The sequence below is a fragment of the Streptomyces sp. NPDC127092 genome (assembly GCF_042722475.1).
GTDB lineage: Bacteria > Actinomycetota > Actinomycetes > Streptomycetales > Streptomycetaceae > Streptomyces.
The window spans coordinates 92,875-108,622 of the sequence record NZ_JBHXFE010000030.1 but is presented as its reverse complement, the minus strand read 5'-3'; the positions used below and the strand labels follow the sequence as shown (position 1 = coordinate 108,622).

The 15,748-nt window shown below is 73.2% G+C and carries 14 protein-coding genes; 1 reads left to right on the top strand and 13 read right to left on the bottom strand.

What is annotated here, in order from left to right; translation table 11 throughout:
* Positions 1–39 precede the first annotated feature (39 nt).
* The 11 genes from ACFWJO_RS24345 to fmt form a co-directional block, all read right to left on the bottom strand.
* Entirely contained in the window at positions 40–1,482 is a 1,443-nt protein-coding gene (locus ACFWJO_RS24345) for a GuaB1 family IMP dehydrogenase-related protein (protein WP_386868257.1), read from the bottom strand.
* Positions 1,483–1,547: 65 nt separating this feature from the next.
* Positions 1,548–1,928, bottom strand: a complete 381-nt coding sequence (locus ACFWJO_RS24340) for a barstar family protein (protein ID WP_384422461.1) — start codon at positions 1,926–1,928, stop codon at positions 1,548–1,550.
* The gene (locus ACFWJO_RS24335) at positions 1,915–2,400 is read right to left on the bottom strand and encodes a ribonuclease domain-containing protein (protein ID WP_386868255.1); all 486 of its coding nucleotides are present in this window, start codon (positions 2,398–2,400) and stop codon (positions 1,915–1,917) included. The genes ACFWJO_RS24340 and ACFWJO_RS24335 overlap by 14 nt, the downstream gene beginning before the upstream one ends.
* Before the next feature lie 147 nt (positions 2,401–2,547).
* A complete protein-coding gene (locus ACFWJO_RS24330; RefSeq protein WP_386868253.1) occupies positions 2,548–3,597 on the bottom strand; it encodes a sugar-binding transcriptional regulator in 1,050 nt (349 codons plus the stop codon).
* 186 nt (positions 3,598–3,783) lie between these two features.
* Positions 3,784–4,467 carry a ribulose-phosphate 3-epimerase gene (gene rpe / locus ACFWJO_RS24325; protein WP_384422455.1) on the bottom strand — a complete coding sequence of 228 codons (684 nt, stop codon included), beginning with the start codon at positions 4,465–4,467 and terminating at the stop codon, positions 3,784–3,786.
* Between the two features lie 132 nt (positions 4,468–4,599).
* Positions 4,600–5,439 carry a hypothetical protein gene (locus ACFWJO_RS24320; RefSeq protein ID WP_386868251.1) on the bottom strand — a complete coding sequence of 280 codons (840 nt, stop codon included), beginning with the start codon at positions 5,437–5,439 and terminating at the stop codon, positions 4,600–4,602.
* Positions 5,440–5,543: 104 nt separating this feature from the next.
* Entirely contained in the window at positions 5,544–7,379 is a 1,836-nt protein-coding gene (locus tag ACFWJO_RS24315; protein WP_386868249.1) for an alpha/beta hydrolase, read from the bottom strand.
* Positions 7,380–7,387: 8 nt separating this feature from the next.
* On the bottom strand, positions 7,388–7,861 hold the full coding sequence (locus ACFWJO_RS24310; protein ID WP_386868247.1) for a hypothetical protein: 474 nt from the start codon (positions 7,859–7,861) through the stop codon (positions 7,388–7,390).
* Positions 7,862–7,969: 108 nt separating this feature from the next.
* A complete protein-coding gene (locus tag ACFWJO_RS24305) occupies positions 7,970–9,403 on the bottom strand; it encodes an RsmB/NOP family class I SAM-dependent RNA methyltransferase (protein WP_386868245.1) in 1,434 nt (477 codons plus the stop codon).
* 133 nt (positions 9,404–9,536) lie between these two features.
* A complete protein-coding gene (locus ACFWJO_RS24300; protein ID WP_386868244.1) occupies positions 9,537–9,875 on the bottom strand; it encodes a hypothetical protein in 339 nt (112 codons plus the stop codon).
* A 2-nt stretch (positions 9,876–9,877) separates the two neighbouring features.
* Positions 9,878–10,810 (bottom strand): methionyl-tRNA formyltransferase, encoded by a 933-nt coding sequence (gene fmt, locus ACFWJO_RS24295; RefSeq protein WP_384422444.1) that lies wholly within the window; start codon positions 10,808–10,810, stop codon positions 9,878–9,880.
* Between the two features lie 261 nt (positions 10,811–11,071).
* On the opposite strand from fmt, the gene ACFWJO_RS24290 reads away from it, so the two are divergent.
* Positions 11,072–11,593: a hypothetical protein gene (locus ACFWJO_RS24290; RefSeq protein ID WP_386868242.1), complete on the top strand. Its 522-nt coding sequence runs from the start codon at positions 11,072–11,074 to the stop codon at positions 11,591–11,593.
* 478 nt (positions 11,594–12,071) lie between these two features.
* Here ACFWJO_RS24290 and ACFWJO_RS24285 read toward each other — a convergent pair whose 3' ends face one another.
* Together ACFWJO_RS24285 and metK are read right to left on the bottom strand one after the other, a co-directional pair.
* Positions 12,072–14,219: a primosomal protein N' gene (locus ACFWJO_RS24285; RefSeq protein ID WP_385693902.1), complete on the bottom strand. Its 2,148-nt coding sequence runs from the start codon at positions 14,217–14,219 to the stop codon at positions 12,072–12,074.
* A 95-nt stretch (positions 14,220–14,314) separates the two neighbouring features.
* A complete protein-coding gene (gene metK / locus ACFWJO_RS24280) occupies positions 14,315–15,523 on the bottom strand; it encodes a methionine adenosyltransferase (protein WP_384422438.1) in 1,209 nt (402 codons plus the stop codon).
* Positions 15,524–15,748: the final 225 nt, after the last annotated feature.

Here is a 15,748-nt window from a genome sequence, read left to right as displayed (position 1 = left end):
GGGATTTCCCGGGGGCCCGCGGCGTCGGAGCGGGGTGGCTCAGCTCCAGCTGGCGTGCAGCGGCTTGCCCTCCGCGTAACCGGCGGCGGACTGGATGCCGACGACGGCGCGCTCCTCGAACTCGGCGAGGTTGCTCGCACCGGCGTAGGTGCAGGAGGAGCGGACACCGGCGATGATCGAGTCGATCAGGTCCTCGACGCCCGGACGCTGCGGGTCGAGGAACATGCGCGAGGTGGAGATGCCCTCCTCGAACAGCGCCTTGCGGGCGCGGTCGTAGGCGGACTCGTCGCTGGTGCGGTTCTTCACGGCACGGGCGGAGGCCATGCCGAACGACTCCTTGTAGGCGCGGCCCTGGGCGTCGTGCTGGAGGTCGCCCGGGGACTCGTACGTACCGGCGAACCAGGAGCCGATCATGACGTTGGACGCGCCGGCGGCGAGCGCCATGGCGACGTCACGCGGGTGACGGACACCGCCGTCGGCCCACACGTGCTTGCCGTACTTCTTCGCCTCGGCGGCGCACTCCAGGACGGCGGAGAACTGCGGGCGGCCCACGCCGGTCATCATGCGGGTGGTGCACATGGCGCCGGGGCCCACACCGACCTTGATGATGTCCGCGCCGGCCTCGATGAGGTCCTTGACGCCCTCGGCGGCGACGATGTTGCCGGCGACGATCGGGACCTGCGGGTCGAGGGCACGCACGGCCTTGATCGCGTTGATCATCGACTCCTGGTGGCCGTGCGCGGTGTCGATGACGAGCGTGTCCACGCCCGCGTCGAGGAGCTGCTTGGCCTTGCCGACGAAGTCGCCGTTGATGCCGACGGCGGCCGCGATGCGCAGCCTGCCGTTCGCGTCGACGGCCGGGGTGTAGAGGGTCGCGCGCAGGGCGCCGCGGCGGGTGAGGATGCCGACCAGCTTGCCGTCGGCGTCGACGGCCGGGGCGTAGCGGCGGTTGGCGGCGTCGAGGGTGTGGAAGGCCTCGCGCGGCTCGATGTCGGCGTCGAGGAGCAGCAGGTCCTTGGACATGACCTCGGACAGCTGGGTGAAGCGGTCCACGCCGGAGAGGTCGGCGTCGGTGACGACACCGACCGGGCGGCGGTGCTCGTCGACGACGACTCCGGCCTCGTGCGCACGCTTCGGCAGCAGCGAGAGCGCGTCGGCGACGGTCTGGTGCGGCTCCAGGACGATCGGGGTGTCGAGGACCAGGTGGCGGGACTTGACCCAGCCGATGACGTCGGTGACGACGTCGATCGGGATGTCCTGCGGGATGACGACCAGGCCGCCGCGGCGGGCGACGGTCTCGGCCATGCGGCGGCCGGCGATGGCGGTCATGTTGGCCACGACCAGCGGGATCGTCGTACCGGTTCCGTCCGGCGAGGAGAGGTCCACGCCCTGGCGGGAACCGACGGCCGAGCGGCTCGGCACCATGAACACATCGTCGTACGTGAGGTCGTACGGCGGCTTGACGTCATTGAGGAAACGCACGTGCTGACATCCCAGTCGTTCGGATCGGCCCCTAGGCATTTCAGCCAGGGGAAAAAGCACGTAGTTCATTGTCCCACGCCGGGGGGCGCGGGCGGTGCGGGCGAATCGTCCGAGCCTGGTGCGGTGGCGCCTGTCCGATCCTCCAAATCGGCGGGGTCGCCGCCGAGCGAGAGGAGGACCACGAGGCCGGCGGCGCTGGCCCGGGCCGCCGCGGAGAACACCTCCTGGGCGATGGACCACTCGTCGGGCTCGGCCTCGGCATAAGCCTGCCAGTGGGTGACCACGATCGCCATGGGTTCGCGCATATCGGCGAGGCAGTCGGCGAGCGCGTCCCAGTTGCGGCCGAACCAGACCGGCAGCGGCAGGGTGCGCACACAGCGGTTGATGAAGGCCGTCTTGTCGGTGACCCCGTGCAGGTCGAGGACGACGGCGTCATCGATCCTCATCGGTGACCACCTCCCGGAAGCTCTGGTAGTGGTCGTCCGTGTAGTACGTCTCCCCGCGCTGCCCGGTGACGATGCGCCGGGCGCCGCGGTCGCGTTCGCCCGGGGTCCTGACCGTGTACTCGTGGTAGTAGCCGCGCCCGCGCTGGGGCAGGAGGCGTTCGAAGTTCGAGAACACGGCGCCGTCCCTGGCGTACGGGAAGGGTCCGCCGCTCCTGATGAGGGCGAGGGTCCGCCGGGCCTCGCGCGGCAGCTCCGCCTCGCGGACGGTGGGGAGGCCGGAGGCGGAGGTGGGGGTGGCTGCCGGGGCGACGCCCGCGGTACGGGAGGGGGCGGTGGTACGGGACGGGGCGGTGTCCCTCGCGCCCGCGCCCGCACCGTCGCGGGAGCAGCCCGTGAGTCCGGTGAGTCCCGTGAGGAGCAGCGCGAGCCCGGCCAGGAGGGCGAGCCCGAGCCGGGCGCATCGCAGGATCATGGGCCCGATGCTGCCATCGCCGGGGCCCGGCCCGGCGTAGGGGCGCGCCCACCGGTCGGCGGGTGGGCGCGGTCAGGGTCCGGCGGGGTCAGGGCCCCCGGCGTCGCCGTCAGGGCCCGCCCGGCGGGGCCGGGTCCGGTGGCGCCGTCAGATGCCGTCGGGGTCCGCGCGGTCGAGCGCGGGGCGCGGGCCCGGGCTGAACTCGGTGAGCAGGTAGTCGGCCGCGGACCGGTCGGTCACCAGGCTGGTGACGAGACCGGAGCGGAGCACCGCGCCGATCGCCGCCGCCTTGCGCTGGCCGCCCGCGATGGCGACGACCTCGGGGATCCGGCGCAGCCGGTCCGCCTCGACGGTGATGCAGCGCTCGCCGAGGTCCCGGCCGACTCGCCGGCCCTCCGTGTCGAAGAGGTGCGCAGACATCTCGGCGGCGACGCCGAGCGAGGCGTAGTGGGCGCGCTCGGCGTCGGAGAGCATGTCGTGGACGGTCGAGATGCCCGGCTCCCAGGAGCCGATGGAGACGCAGGCGACGGTGACCTTGTCGAAGTACTCGAAGGCCCGGGCGATGCCGGTCTGGCTGCGCAGGGCGTTGGCGGTCGCCGCGTCGGGCAGGAGCATCGGCGCGTAGATGGGGTGGGCCTCGCCGCCGGAGACCTGGGCGGCGCGCCGGACCGCCTCCACCGAGCCGCGTTCGGCCGTGCCCGCGTCGTACACGCCGGTGAGCTGGACGACGGTGCAGGGCGGGAGCCGGTCGAGGGCCGCGGCCATGTGGATGGTGGAGCGGCCCCAGGCGAGGCCGAGGACGTCGCCCTCGGTGACCAGCTCGCCGAGCAGGTCGGCGGCGACCTCGCCGAGGTTCTCCGGGTCGGGCGACTCGTCCTCGCCCTCGGCCGGCGACTCGACGACGACGGCGTGGCGCAGCCCGTAGCGGGCGCGCAGGGCGTCGGAGCGCTCGGCATCCAGTTCGGCCGGCACGCGGATCTCGATGCGCACGAGGTCGCGCTCCAGGGCGGTCTCCAGGACCCGGGCCACCTTGAAGCGGCTCACGCCGAACTCCTCGGCGATCTGGATCTTCGACTTGCCCTCGAGGTAGAAGCGGCGCGCCATGGCCGCCGCTTGCACGAGTTCCGCGGGTCCCATGCGCAGGGCCGACCGTCCCGCCGACATACCCGCCACCGCGATCTCCTCACTGCTGTTCACGTACGGCTGCTCGCGTGCCCCCGGCGCGCTTCGTTGCTGCGCCGCGGTCGCCGCTTCTGGTGCTGCTCTTCAAGCTTGCGTTCACACTCTGGACTCACCGTTCATCCTGTCAGATCCGGCGGGTCCTGAGCGGCCGTGTCGGCGGCCCGACGGACCGCGTTCACGTACCGGTGGGTCAGCGGAGGCTCAGTGGCCACATGCCCACGCCGCCGAGGCGGTCGCGGACTCGGCCCTGGCCCGCAGGGAGCGGACGGCGTCGGCCGGGTCGGCGGCGCCGTAGACGGCGGAACCGGCCACGAAGACGTCGGCGCCGGCCTCGGCGCATCGCTCGATGGTGGACTCGGAGACGCCGCCGTCGACCTGGAGCCAGAGCTCCAGGCCGTGCTTGGAGATCAGCTCACGGGTGCGGCGGATCTTCGGCAGCATGATGTCGAGGAAGGCCTGGCCGCCGAAGCCGGGCTCGACGGTCATGATCAGGAGCATGTCGAGCTCCGGCAGCAGGTCCTCGAAGGGCTCGATGGGCGTGGCCGGCTTGAGCGCCATGGACGCGCGGGCGCCCTTCGCGCGGATCTCCCGGGCGAGGCGCACCGGCGCGGCCGCCGCCTCCACGTGGAAGGTGACGGAGCCGGCGCCGGCCTCCACGTACTGCGGGGCCCAGCGGTCCGGGTCCTCGATCATCAGGTGGCAGTCGAGCGGGGTGTCCGTGGCCCGGCTGAGCGACTCGACGATCGGCACGCCCAGCGTCAGGTTGGGCACGAAGTGGTTGTCCATCACGTCGACGTGCAGCCAGTCGGCGCCGTCGACCGCCTTCGCCTCCTCGGCGAGCCGGGCGAAGTCCGCGGACAGGATGCTGGGATTGATCTGCGCCATGTGCCAAGCCTGCCATGTTCTTGAGGACTTCTTTGCCGCGAAGCGGTGTGGATCGTGCGGGGGCCGCATCACGCGGAGGACGTAATGGTACAGACCAGCAGATTCCGCCGGTAGGGGCCGGCGGAACGGCTGTCATGCGTCCGCGGACTCCGGACCGTCGACGGGCGTCGTGACGGCGACTCGCACCGCACCGGTGGCCGAGACCACGACCTGCGCGACCGTGTGCTCCTCGGGGTGGCCGGCGACGACACCCGGGTGGCCCTCGGACGTCGGCATGGGGCGGACGCGCCATCCCGCGCCCTCGAAGTACGCCCGCGCGCGTGCCACAGCCGGCGCGCGCTCCTCCTCCGGCAGCACCTGGGTCGACCAGGTGTGGTGCACCGCGGTCCCGGACGCGCCCCGCACCCTGCTGAGGCCCTCCCCGGGCCCCGTGGGCGCCGATGCCGCCCGCAGCGCGTCGTAGATCCGGCTGGAGTGGCCGAGGGCCCGGCGCGCGGCGGGGTCGTCGGCGTCCTGGGACTCGAACGCGGCGGGATCGGCGGAGGAGGAGGCCTTGCCGGGCGGGAGGAAGCAGGGGGACCTCACCTTCAGGGTGGCGATGCCCTCGCCCTTGGCCCTGTCCAGGACCCCGGTGATGCCTTCCATCCAGAAGTCATCGGGCTCCGTGCGCATGCTGACCCACGGGAAGGGGCCGGACATGTCCTTCTCGTCCGACGAGTTGTACTTGTAGCCCTGCTTCAGCCAGGCATCCCGCGCCTGCAGCACGAGGTTCCTGGCCTCGGACCCCGGAACACCGGTGAGCTTGTAGAAGAGGGTGACCTGCCGCCGGTCGTCCGGGCCGTGGTCGTCCCGGGCGATGCAGGGGCCGACGGTCTCGGGGCCGGTACGCTCCAGAGTCGGCTTGGGCGACATGGCGTCCACCGCCTGGTGGATGATCTGCTCCGCCCGGTCGATCGCTTGCTGCTCGTTCATGGTGATCTGCTTCGCCGTTTCTCCGCCGTCTTCCTGTGCCCCGCACGCTGTCACCGTGACCGTCAGAGCCAGCAGTGCAGCAGCCGGGATTGCTTTCCGCAGGTTCACGGCTGTCCTCCGGTAACGATGTTGGCCAGGCTTCTGATGGGTTTGTTGTCCCAGTACTGGGAGTGCGCGGGCATCATCTCCCAGTCGTGCACGAGCGGGAGCTTCCCGTTCGGTACCTCGAAGACCTGGCCCCCGAAGTCCTCCGAGGTCGGGTCGGTGCCGTGCACGATCTCGTCGCCGTCGAAGAAGGTGTCCCAGTACGCCTTCGGGCTGAGCGGGTCTCTGGCGACGGGCGGGGCGAGGTTGATGAGGTCGTTCTGGGCTGTGGCCGCGAAGACACGGTCCGGCGGGATGTTCAGGTCCTTGGCGTGGTCCACTCCCACACCCGGGCTGCCGACCATGATCGCGTTGTCGACCGGCAGATCGATGTGCATCTCCATCGTCTCGCCCACCACCAGGGAGCCGTAGCTGTGACCCAGAAGCGTCTGGTTCACGCCGTTCTCGCGGTGATTGGCTACCTCGATCCCGTCGATGAAGTCGCCGAGCGGCTCCTTCGCGTTGTCGGCCCACTTGGTCTCCGTGGCATCGGTCATGATCCCCTGCGGGGCGTCGTAGCCGAGCCACACGATCGAGGCCGTCTTCCGCGAGCCATCGGTGGCCTCGGCCTGCGCCTGGAGAAGCTGGGCCCTGGTGAGGTCCCCGTCGATCGACTCGAGCTTGGCGAACGTCCCGGGCACGTACGTGACCACGTTGTCGGCGGTGTCCGGATTGCCGATGGAGACGATGGCGCGACCCATGCCGTTGCCGTCGAAGCCGAGCAGATAGGGGCGGGTGCTCTCGCTCGTGTAGCTGTCGAAGCGGGACTGGATGTCGTCCATGCCCTTGTAGCCGTTCTCCAGCTGCTTCCGCTTCTCCTCCCACTCCTTCCACTCGTCCGTCGGGACCATCGCGCCCTTGACCTCGCGGCCCGTGATGGGGCTGATGTAGGGCCGGTAGTGTTCGGGCTCCTTCTTGAGCCAGGCGTCGTACTCCAGCTGCTTGGCGGCCCGCTGTTCCGCGAGCACCGTGCGGTTCGCCTCGTCGCGCACGGTCGAGGGGAGGCCGTCGAGGCTTCCGATGCTCGCGGGGTGCATGGAGACGTAGGCCTCGCGCTGCTCCTCCGTGAGGCCGTTCCACCAGTCGGCGTTGTCGTAGGCGAAGTCGTTCTTGGGCGGCGGCTTGATCGAGCCGAGGTAGGCGTCGGCCGCCCCGCGTACGCCTCCCGTGTCCGAGGTGACGTCCGTCCAGTCCCGGTCCGACACGGTCAGGTCGTCATCGGCCTTGAGGGCCCGTATCTTCGGCTCCCACTTCGTGTCGGCGTCCGTGGCCTCCTTGAGCGCGTCGGCGATCCGGTCCGCGTACCCCATCGCCTTGCCGTAGTTCGGGTTCGGGTGGATGTTCGCCGCCTGACGCTCCAGGGCGTCGGAGGTCGCGTCGCCGCCGGGGCTGCCGGTCACCGTGCCGCCCTCGGTGTCCTTCTCCTCCCCCGGCTTCCGGCCCGCCGGATAGCTCACCGAGCCGTTCTCGTTCACCGTGCAGCCGTCCGCCTGGGCGTCCGCGACCGCCGCGTCGAGCTTCCGCTTGGCGGCCGCCATGTCGTAGGCGAACCCGTTGAGGGCCGTGCTGATCACATGGCATTCGGTGACGGTGTAGTGCAAGTTCTTCGCCAGCGCCTGGAGTTGCTTCTGCGCCGCGTCCGCCGACTCGCCCGACAACGACTTGCGCATGCCGGTGGCGACGGTGTTCTCGATGTGGTTCTTGGCCTCCTGGGCCGTGTTGCCCAAGGCCCGGTATCCGTCGGCGGCGCCCTCGAACTCGGTGGGCTTGAAGGCCTTGAGGGTGGCGTAGTCCATCCCCCCGGTCACCTGCCCTTCGACTGGCCGCCGACGGCGTCCGTGTCCGCGTACGTGCGGTTCAGCCGGTCCATCTCGCCCTTCACCGCGTCATCGGTGGTCAGCACGTCGTGGCCGACCTGCTGGAGGATGCCCTGGAGCGAGCCGCACCGCTTCCCGACGTTCTCGGCGTACTTCTTCCAGGAGTCGTAGACGTCCTTCTGCGCGGCCGCGGTCAGACAGCCCGTGGTCGCGCCGAGCCCCGCCTGACCGTCCTCCAGTTTGGTCAGCGCGGTGCCGATGCTCCCGCGAACGGAGCCCACCCCTTCGCCGGCCGTGGTCCATGCCTTCTTGCTGGACTTCAGGCCGCGGGTCACGGCGCTCGGCCCGGCGTCGGGCTCGGCCGGCACGTGGTTGAGCTGCATCGCCGCGGGCGGGCCACCGGCCCTCTCGGCCTTGATCTGTTCCCACTCGTCCCACGCCACGTACAGCCCCCGTTTCACCCGTGTGGATCTTCAGCCGGGAACAGTACATCGCACCCGCAACGCAGAACTCATGAGTACCCCTACTCATGTTGGCGCGCACGGGCGCTGACGTCGGCCGTCAGCCCCTCAGGCCGTACGGCGGATCAGTGCCAGGTACATCGCGTCCGTGCCGTGCAGGTGCGGCCACAGCTGGACGTCGGGGCCGTCGCCGAGCTCCGGGACGCCGGGGAACAGCGGCCGGGCGTCGACGAGCTCGGCGCCGCCGACCTTCTTCAGCACGTCGTCCACGACGACCCGCGTCTCGGCGAGGTGCGGCGAGCAGGTCGCGTACCCGACCACTCCCCCGACGCGCACGGCCCGCAGCGCCTCGGTGAGCAGCCCGCGCTGGAGCGGGGCGAAGCCGTCGAGGTCGGAGGGGCGGCGGCGCCAGCGGGCCTCGGGGCGGCGGCGCAGCGCGCCGAGCCCAGAGCAGGGCACGTCCATCAGGACCCGGTCGAAGGAGCCCTCGCCCCACGGCGGACGGGTGCCGTCGGCGGCGATGACCTGGTACGGGCCGGGGTTGCCGGCCAGCGCGCGCTCGACCAGGCGGGCGCGGTGCGGCTGCTTCTCGGAGGCCAGCAGGGCGGCGCCGCGCTCCGCGGCCAGGGCGCCGAGCAGGGCCGCCTTGCCGCCGGGGCCCGCGCAGCCGTCGAGCCAGCGGGCGTCGGGGCCGTCGAGGGGCGCGTTGGCGAGGGCGATCGCGACGAGCTGGCTGCCCTCGTCCTGGACACCGGCCCGGCCCTCGCGCACGGCCTCGATCGCGCCGGGCTCACCGCCCTCGGAGAGCCGCAGCGCGTACGGCGACCAGCGCCCGGGCTCGGTCTCGGCCGCGGCGGCCAGCTCCTCGGTGGTGGCCCGGCCGGGCCGGGCGACCAGGGTGACCTCGGGCCGCTCGTTGTCGGCCTCCAGCAGGCTCTCGATCCCGGCACGGCCGCCGCCGAGGGCGTCCCAGAGCGCGGACACGACCCAGCGCGGGTGCGAGTGGACGACGGCGAGGTGGTCCTCGGCGTCCTCCTCGTACGGCGGCGCGACCCGGGCCACCCAGGTGTCGAAGTCGTCCTGCGCGATCTTGCGCAGCACGGCGTTGACGAACTTGGCCCGCCCGTCGCCGAGCACCACGCGGGCCAGCTCGACGGTCGCGGACACGGCGGCGTGGCTCGGGATCCGGGTCCCGAGCAGCTGGTGCGCGCCGAGCGACAGCACGTCGAGCACCGGCGGGTCGACCTCGCGCAGCGGCCGGTCGACACAGGCCGCGATGATCGCGTCGTAGGTGCCCTGCCGCCGCAGCGTCCCGTACACCAGCTCGGTGGCCAGCGCCGCGTCCCGCCCGTCGAAGCCCTCGTTCTTCTCGCGTGCCTTCTTCAGCAGCGGCGGCAGCACGAGGTTCGCGTACGCGTCCCGCTCGTCCACGGCCCGCAGCACCTCGAAGGCGAGGATCCGCACGGGATCCTTCTTGGGCCGCCGGTGCGGCCGGGGGGCCTTGGAGGACGTGGGGGTGCGGCGACGTGCCTGCTCGCTCAAAGGTGCTCCGCGTGAGAATGAATCGATGAGATGAGGGGTCCGCCGGACGCGCAGGCCCGGCACCACTCAGCGTAACGCCCGGGGGCGGCCGGGGCGGGCCGGGCGAGCCGCAGGCGAAGGCCCAGGCCCCGCCCTAGCGGTGGGGGAAGTGCCCCCGCCGGACGGCCCAGGCCTCGGCGGCGATCAGACAGGACACGGGTTCCGTGCCCCCGCCGTCCGCCTCGAAGGCGACGAGCACCGGCGGCTCCTGGCCGACGGCGCGGGCCACCTCCGCACGCTCCTCGGGCGTCGGGAGCCGGAACTCCGGGTCCGAGAAGGACATCGGACACCGGCCGTAGAGCGGGTCCGTGAGAACGACCTCGAGTCCGTGGTGGTACGTGAGGTCGTGGCCGGCGGCCAGCGTCAGCCGGCCGCCGTCGTGGCCGAGGACCGTCCAGTCCCACCAGGATCCTTCAGGTATCGGGAGCAGCACCCTCAGGCGCCGACGCGCTCTCCGGGGGCGATCCGCACGCCGCGGGCCCAGTCCGCCGCCTTCATCGGCTTCTTGCCCTGGGGCTGGACCCAGAGCAGTTCCACCGCGTGCGAGCCGGTGCCGGCGTACACGTTGTTCTTGCCGACGGCGAGCTCGCCGGGGGCCAGGTCCGTGCGGTCGGGCACGAGGGCGACCTGGATGAGCTTGAGGCGTTCGCCGCGGAAGAGGGTCCAGGCGCCGGGCGCCGGGGTGCAGCCGCGGACGACCCGGTCGACCCGGAGCGCGGGGGCGGCGAAGTCGACGTGGGCGTCCTCGACCTGGATCTTGGGGGCGAGCGTGATGCCCTCGGCGGGCTGCGGCACCGCCTTCAGGGTGCCGTCCTCGATGCCGTCCATCGTCGCGGCGAGCAGCCCCGCACCGGCGAAGGCCAGCCGGGTGAGCAGGTCGCCGCTGGTGTCGGTGGGCCGCACGTCCTCGGTGACGACGCCGTACACGGGACCGGAGTCCAGGCCCTCCTCGATCTGGAAGGTGGACGCGCCCGTCACCTGGTCCCCCGCCATCAGCGCGTGCTGCACCGGCGCGGCGCCGCGCCACGCGGGCAGCAGCGAGAAGTGCAGGTTGACCCAGCCATGGGCCGGGATGTCGAGCGCGACGCGGGGCAGCAGCGCGCCGTACGCGACGACCGGGCAGCAGTCGGGCGCGATCTCGCGGAGCCGCGCGAGGAACGCCTCGTCGCGCGGCCGCTCCGGCTTGAGGACCTCGATCCCGGCCTCCTCCGCGCGCTCGGCGACGGGGCTCGCGACGAGCCGCCGGCCACGGCCCGCGGGCGCGTCGGGCCGGGTGACGACGGCGGCCACCTCGTGCCGCCCGGAGGCGAGCAGGGCGTCCAGGGCGGGTACGGCGACCTCGGGGGTGCCTGCGAAGACGAGCTTCACGCGGGAAAACCTCGCATCTCGGGGCGACGGGGTTTCCTCCCTGCTCGGGCGGAGCCGAGAGCTGGAGGGAGGGCAGCGCACCAGTCTAAGGGCCGTCAGGTCAGGGGGCGTACGGAAGGAAGAGCGCCCTGCGCATATGCGTGTACGCCCCCGCAGCGTGACCCAACCCCGGGTGGCGCGTTGGTCAAAGGAGATTGACCGAATCGGGTCGCCCTTCCCCCAGCGGCCCGCCCCTTTCACGCCGGTTCGAGAGGCTCATCCATGGCCGACCACGCAACCCACGACGCCCAGGCCCGGGCAAGTCTGCACCTGCTCGTGCGGGACATCGAGCGGGTCCGGCGGCAGGTGGACGCACTGCGCACGCTCACGGCCCAGCTGGGCAATGTCTACCGTCCGCGCCGCACCGCTCCTTCGACGGGCTTCGTCGTCTACGGACGCGCTCCCGCCCCGACCGTACGGCTCGCCCAGGAGCTGCGGGACAGCGTCGAGACCCTGGTGACGGCGGCGGTGGACTTCGACCGCTCGCTCGGGTTCTCCTGGGACGCGGTGGGCTCCGCGCTCGGAGTCACCAAGCAGGCGGTCCACCGCCGTTACGGCTCGCGCCGCGCCCCGCAGGCGGGCGTCGCCCTGGAGCAGGAGCGTGCGGCGGAGCCGGGCGCCGCCACCCGCACCATTCCGGTGGTCCCGCCCGCCCGCAGCATGCCGCCGCAGCCGACGTCGGGCAGCCAGACGCTGCGCGAGGAGCAGCGCCCGTCGGTCTTCCCGGCCCCGCGCAACGGCTGACGCCCGCCCTCGGCCCGCAGGCGCCGACACCTGCCCCTTGACCCTCGCAATGGCCGGCGCCTGCCCCCGGCGCCACGACGAACCGGACACGGCGGCAGCGCGGGACCGCGACAGCACGGGAGCAGCGCAGCGCCGGGCCACGGCAGCGCGGGACGCGGCGGCACGGGAGCACCGGATCGCGGCAGCACGGGACGCGGCGGCACTGGAGCACGGCAGCACCGGACCGCGGCAGCACCGGGCCGCAGCAGCACGGGACCAGCGCAGCGCCGGGCCCCGGCAGCCCCCGCCGGGCACGACAGCGCCGGGCACCGGCCACGGCAGCGCCGGCCAGTGGGCACGACAACGCGTGGCACCGGGCACGACAGCGCCGGGCGCGACAAGACCACGCCAGCGCCGCGCCACGCCACGCCGCGCCGCGAACGGGCCGCCCGCCACCCAGCGGGCGGCCCTTCGCGTGCCCGCCCGCGTCCGCCGATGTTCAGCCGATGTCCGGCGGGTCCACCCGCACCCGCACCGGCTCGCCGCCGCCCCGCGCCAGCCGCGAGGCCTGCGCCCGCTTCAGGGCGGTGGCCAGCGCGGCCCCGCTGCCCGGGGGAACGCGGATCAGCGCGCGGTCCCACTGCTCGCCCGGCGGGGTGTCGCCGGGACGGCGGGGGCCGCCGGGCCGGGTCACGGGCAGCGGCACGGGCCCCAGGATCTCCGCGTCCGGCGGCAGTTCGGCAGCGGCCAGGAAGGCCGCGAGGGCGTCCGGCGGCGCGGACACCGCCGCCATGCGCGAGACGGGCGGGAAGCCCAGCTCGGCCCGCTCGGCCAGCTCCCGCTGGGCGTGCCCGACGGGGTCCCAGCGCACCAGAGCCTGCACGGGCCGCAGCGTCGGCTCGGCGACGACGACCACCGTGCCGCCCTCGCCCTGGCCGCGGACCAGCGAGGCGGCGTCGATCCAGCGGCGCAGGGCCTCCTCGCCGGCCCGCAGGTCGGGGCGGCCGAGCATGGCCCAGCCGTCGAGGAGCAGCGCGGCCGCGTAACCGCCCTCGGCGACCGGCTCGGCGCCCGGGGTGCTCACCACGAGCGCGGGCCGGCCCGGCACCCGGTCCAGGACGTGGTCGCGTCCGGAGGTGCGTACGGGCACGGCCGGGAAGGCCCGGCCCAGTTCCTCCGCCGTGCGCCGGGCGCCGACCACCTGGGCGCGCAGGCGGGTGGAGCCGCAGGCCACGCAGTGCCAGTCGGGGGCGCCGCGCCCGCACCAGCCGCAGTGCAGTTCCTGCTGCTCGGGTGCCTCCAGCGGGCCGGAGCAGTGCCGGCAGCGGGCGGGCGTGCGGCAGCGCTCGCAGGCGAGCCGCGGCACGTAGCCCCGGCGGGGCACCTGCACGAGCACCGGGCCGGTCTTCAGGCCTTCCCGCACCACCTGCCAGGCGAGGGTGGGCAGCCGGGCGGCGCGGGCGGCCTCGTCGCGGGCGAGGTCGGTGTCGCCGACGGTCCGCACGAGCGGCGCGGCGGTCCGCACCTGGTCGCGTCCGGCGACGAGCGGCTGCGCCCAGCCGGAACCGACGAGCTGGGCGGCCTCGACGGTGCAGCTGGTGGAGCCGAGCAGGAAGGCGCAGCGGTCGTGGGCGGCGCGCAGCAGCAGGACGTCGCGGGCGTGCGGCTGGGGGGCGTGCGGTTCGCTGTGGCTGGTGTCGCCGTCGTCCCAGATGACGGCGAGCCCGAGGTCCCGTACGGGCGCGAACATCGCCGCCCGGGTGCCGACGACCGCCCGGACGGCGCCGCGCCGCACGGCGAGCCACTGCGCGTACCGCTTCTCGGGCCCGGCCTCGGCGGTGAGCAGCGCGTGCCGCCCCTCGCCGAGCAGTCCGGTCAGGGCGGCGTCGACCCGGCCGGCTGCCCGCCCGTCGGGTACGACGACGAGGGCGCCGCGCCCGGAGGCGAGGGTCGCGGCGACGGCGCGGGCGATCTCCTCGGCCCAGTACGGCCCGGGCAGCGCGTTCCACACCGCCCGCGGCACGCCGCCGCGGGCCAGCGACTCCAGGAACGCCGCGCCCCGCTCGTACCGCGCCCAGCTGCCCGCGGCGGGGGCGGCCGGTGGGGGCAGCGGCTCGGGCGAGGGCCTGCGTTCGGCGCTCGCGTTGCGCGGCGGGACGGCGAGCTGGAGCACGTCGGCGAGGCTGCCGGCGTACCGGTCGGCGACGGCCCGGGCAAGCCCGAGCAGCTCGGGGCCGAGCACGGGCTCGGGCGAGACGACGTCGGCGAGCGCGGCGAGGGGCCCGGAGTAGTCCGACTCGGCCCGCCGCTCCACCAGGAACCCGTCGATGAGCCGCCCGCCCTCGCGCCGCCCGCCCCGCACCTGGTGCGCCCCGGCGCCGAAGCGCACCCGCACCCGGACGCCGGGCTGCGCGGCGGCGTCCAGTTCCTCGGGCACGGCGTAGTCGAAGAACTGGTCGAGGTGGAGCACTCCCTTGTTCACCACGACCCGTGCGACCGGCAGCTCCTTGGCGAGCGCGGCCCCGCGCCAGGTCCGCGGCTTGGCCCGCGGCACCTTCGCCTTGCGCACGGTCTCCCGGATGAGCGCGAGCTGCTCGGGCTCCTCCGGCCCCTCGTGCCCCCCGGCCTTCTCGTTCTCGCTGCTCACAGCCCCATACCTACCAGACGGCACCGACAGCGGCTCCGGCACGCCGAAGGCCCGGCACCCCAAGGGGTTCCGGGCCTTCGGGTGGCTCCTGGTGTTTACAGGCCCGCGGCGGCCTTCAGGGCGTCCACGCGGTCCGTGCGCTCCCAGGTGAAGTCCGGCAGCTCGCGGCCGAAGTGGCCGTAGGCGGCGGTCTGGGAGTAGATCGGGCGGAGCAGGTCGAGGTCGCGGATGATCGCGGCCGGGCGGAGGTCGAAGACCTCGGCGATGGCGTTCTCGATCTTCTCGGTCTCGATGGTGTTGGTGCCGAAGGTCTCGACGAAGAGGCCGACGGGCTCGGCCTTGCCGATGGCGTAGGCGACCTGGACCTCGCAGCGGGAGGCGAGGCCCGCGGCGACGACGTTCTTGGCCACCCAGCGCATGGCGTAGGCGGCCGAGCGGTCGACCTTGGACGGGTCCTTGCCGGAGAAGGCACCGCCGCCGTGGCGGGCCATGCCGCCGTAGGTGTCGATGATGATCTTGCGGCCGGTGAGGCCGGCGTCGCCCATCGGGCCGCCGATCTCGAAGCGCCCGGTCGGGTTCACGAGCAGGCGGTAGCCGTCGGTGTCGAGCTTGATGCCGTCCTCGACGAGCTGCTTCAGGACGTGCTCGACGACGAACTCGCGGATGTCGGGCGCGAGCAGCGACTCCAGGTCGATGTCGGAGGCGTGCTGCGAGGAGACGACCACGGTGTCGAGGCGGACGGCCTTGTCGCCGTCGTACTCGATGGTGACCTGGGTCTTGCCGTCGGGGCGCAGGTACGGGATGGTCCCGTTCTTGCGGACCTCGGTGAGGCGGCGGGAGAGCCGGTGCGCGAGGTGGATCGGGAGCGGCATGAGCTCGGGGGTCTCGTCCGACGCGTAGCCGAACATCAGGCCCTGGTCGCCGGCGCCCTGCTTGTCGAGCTCGTCCTCGTCGCCCTCGACGCGGGACTCGTACGCCGTGTCGACGCCCTGCGCGATGTCCGGGGACTGCGACCCGATGGAGACCGAGACGCCGCAGGACGCGCCGTCGAAGCCCTTCTTCGAGGAGTCGTACCCGATGTCGAGGATCTTGTTGCGGACGAGGGTCGGGATGTCGGCCCAGGCCTTGGTGGTGACCTCACCGGCGACGTGCACGAGGCCGGTCGTGATCAGCGTCTCGACGGCGACGCGGGAGGTGGGGTCCTCCTTGAGCAGCGCGTCGAGGATGGTGTCGCTGATCTGGTCAGCGATCTTGTCGGGGTGACCCTCGGTCACGGACTCCGAGGTGAACAGACGACGGGACACAACGCTCCCTGGGGTTGCAGCGGCTGCTGGCTACTCGTTTACGGACCGGCAGGGGGCTGCGCCCCGCGACGTTCCGAGAACAGTCTATCGGGCACGGTCGGGCATGTGGCCAGGTCCCTTGCCGCGCGATTGCGTGATCTGTGCGGTGATCGGCGCCCCGAGCTGGCCTTTTGTCCGGATTTATGGAACTTCTCGCGGCCGCGGGGACGCAGTCCTGGCGTATGG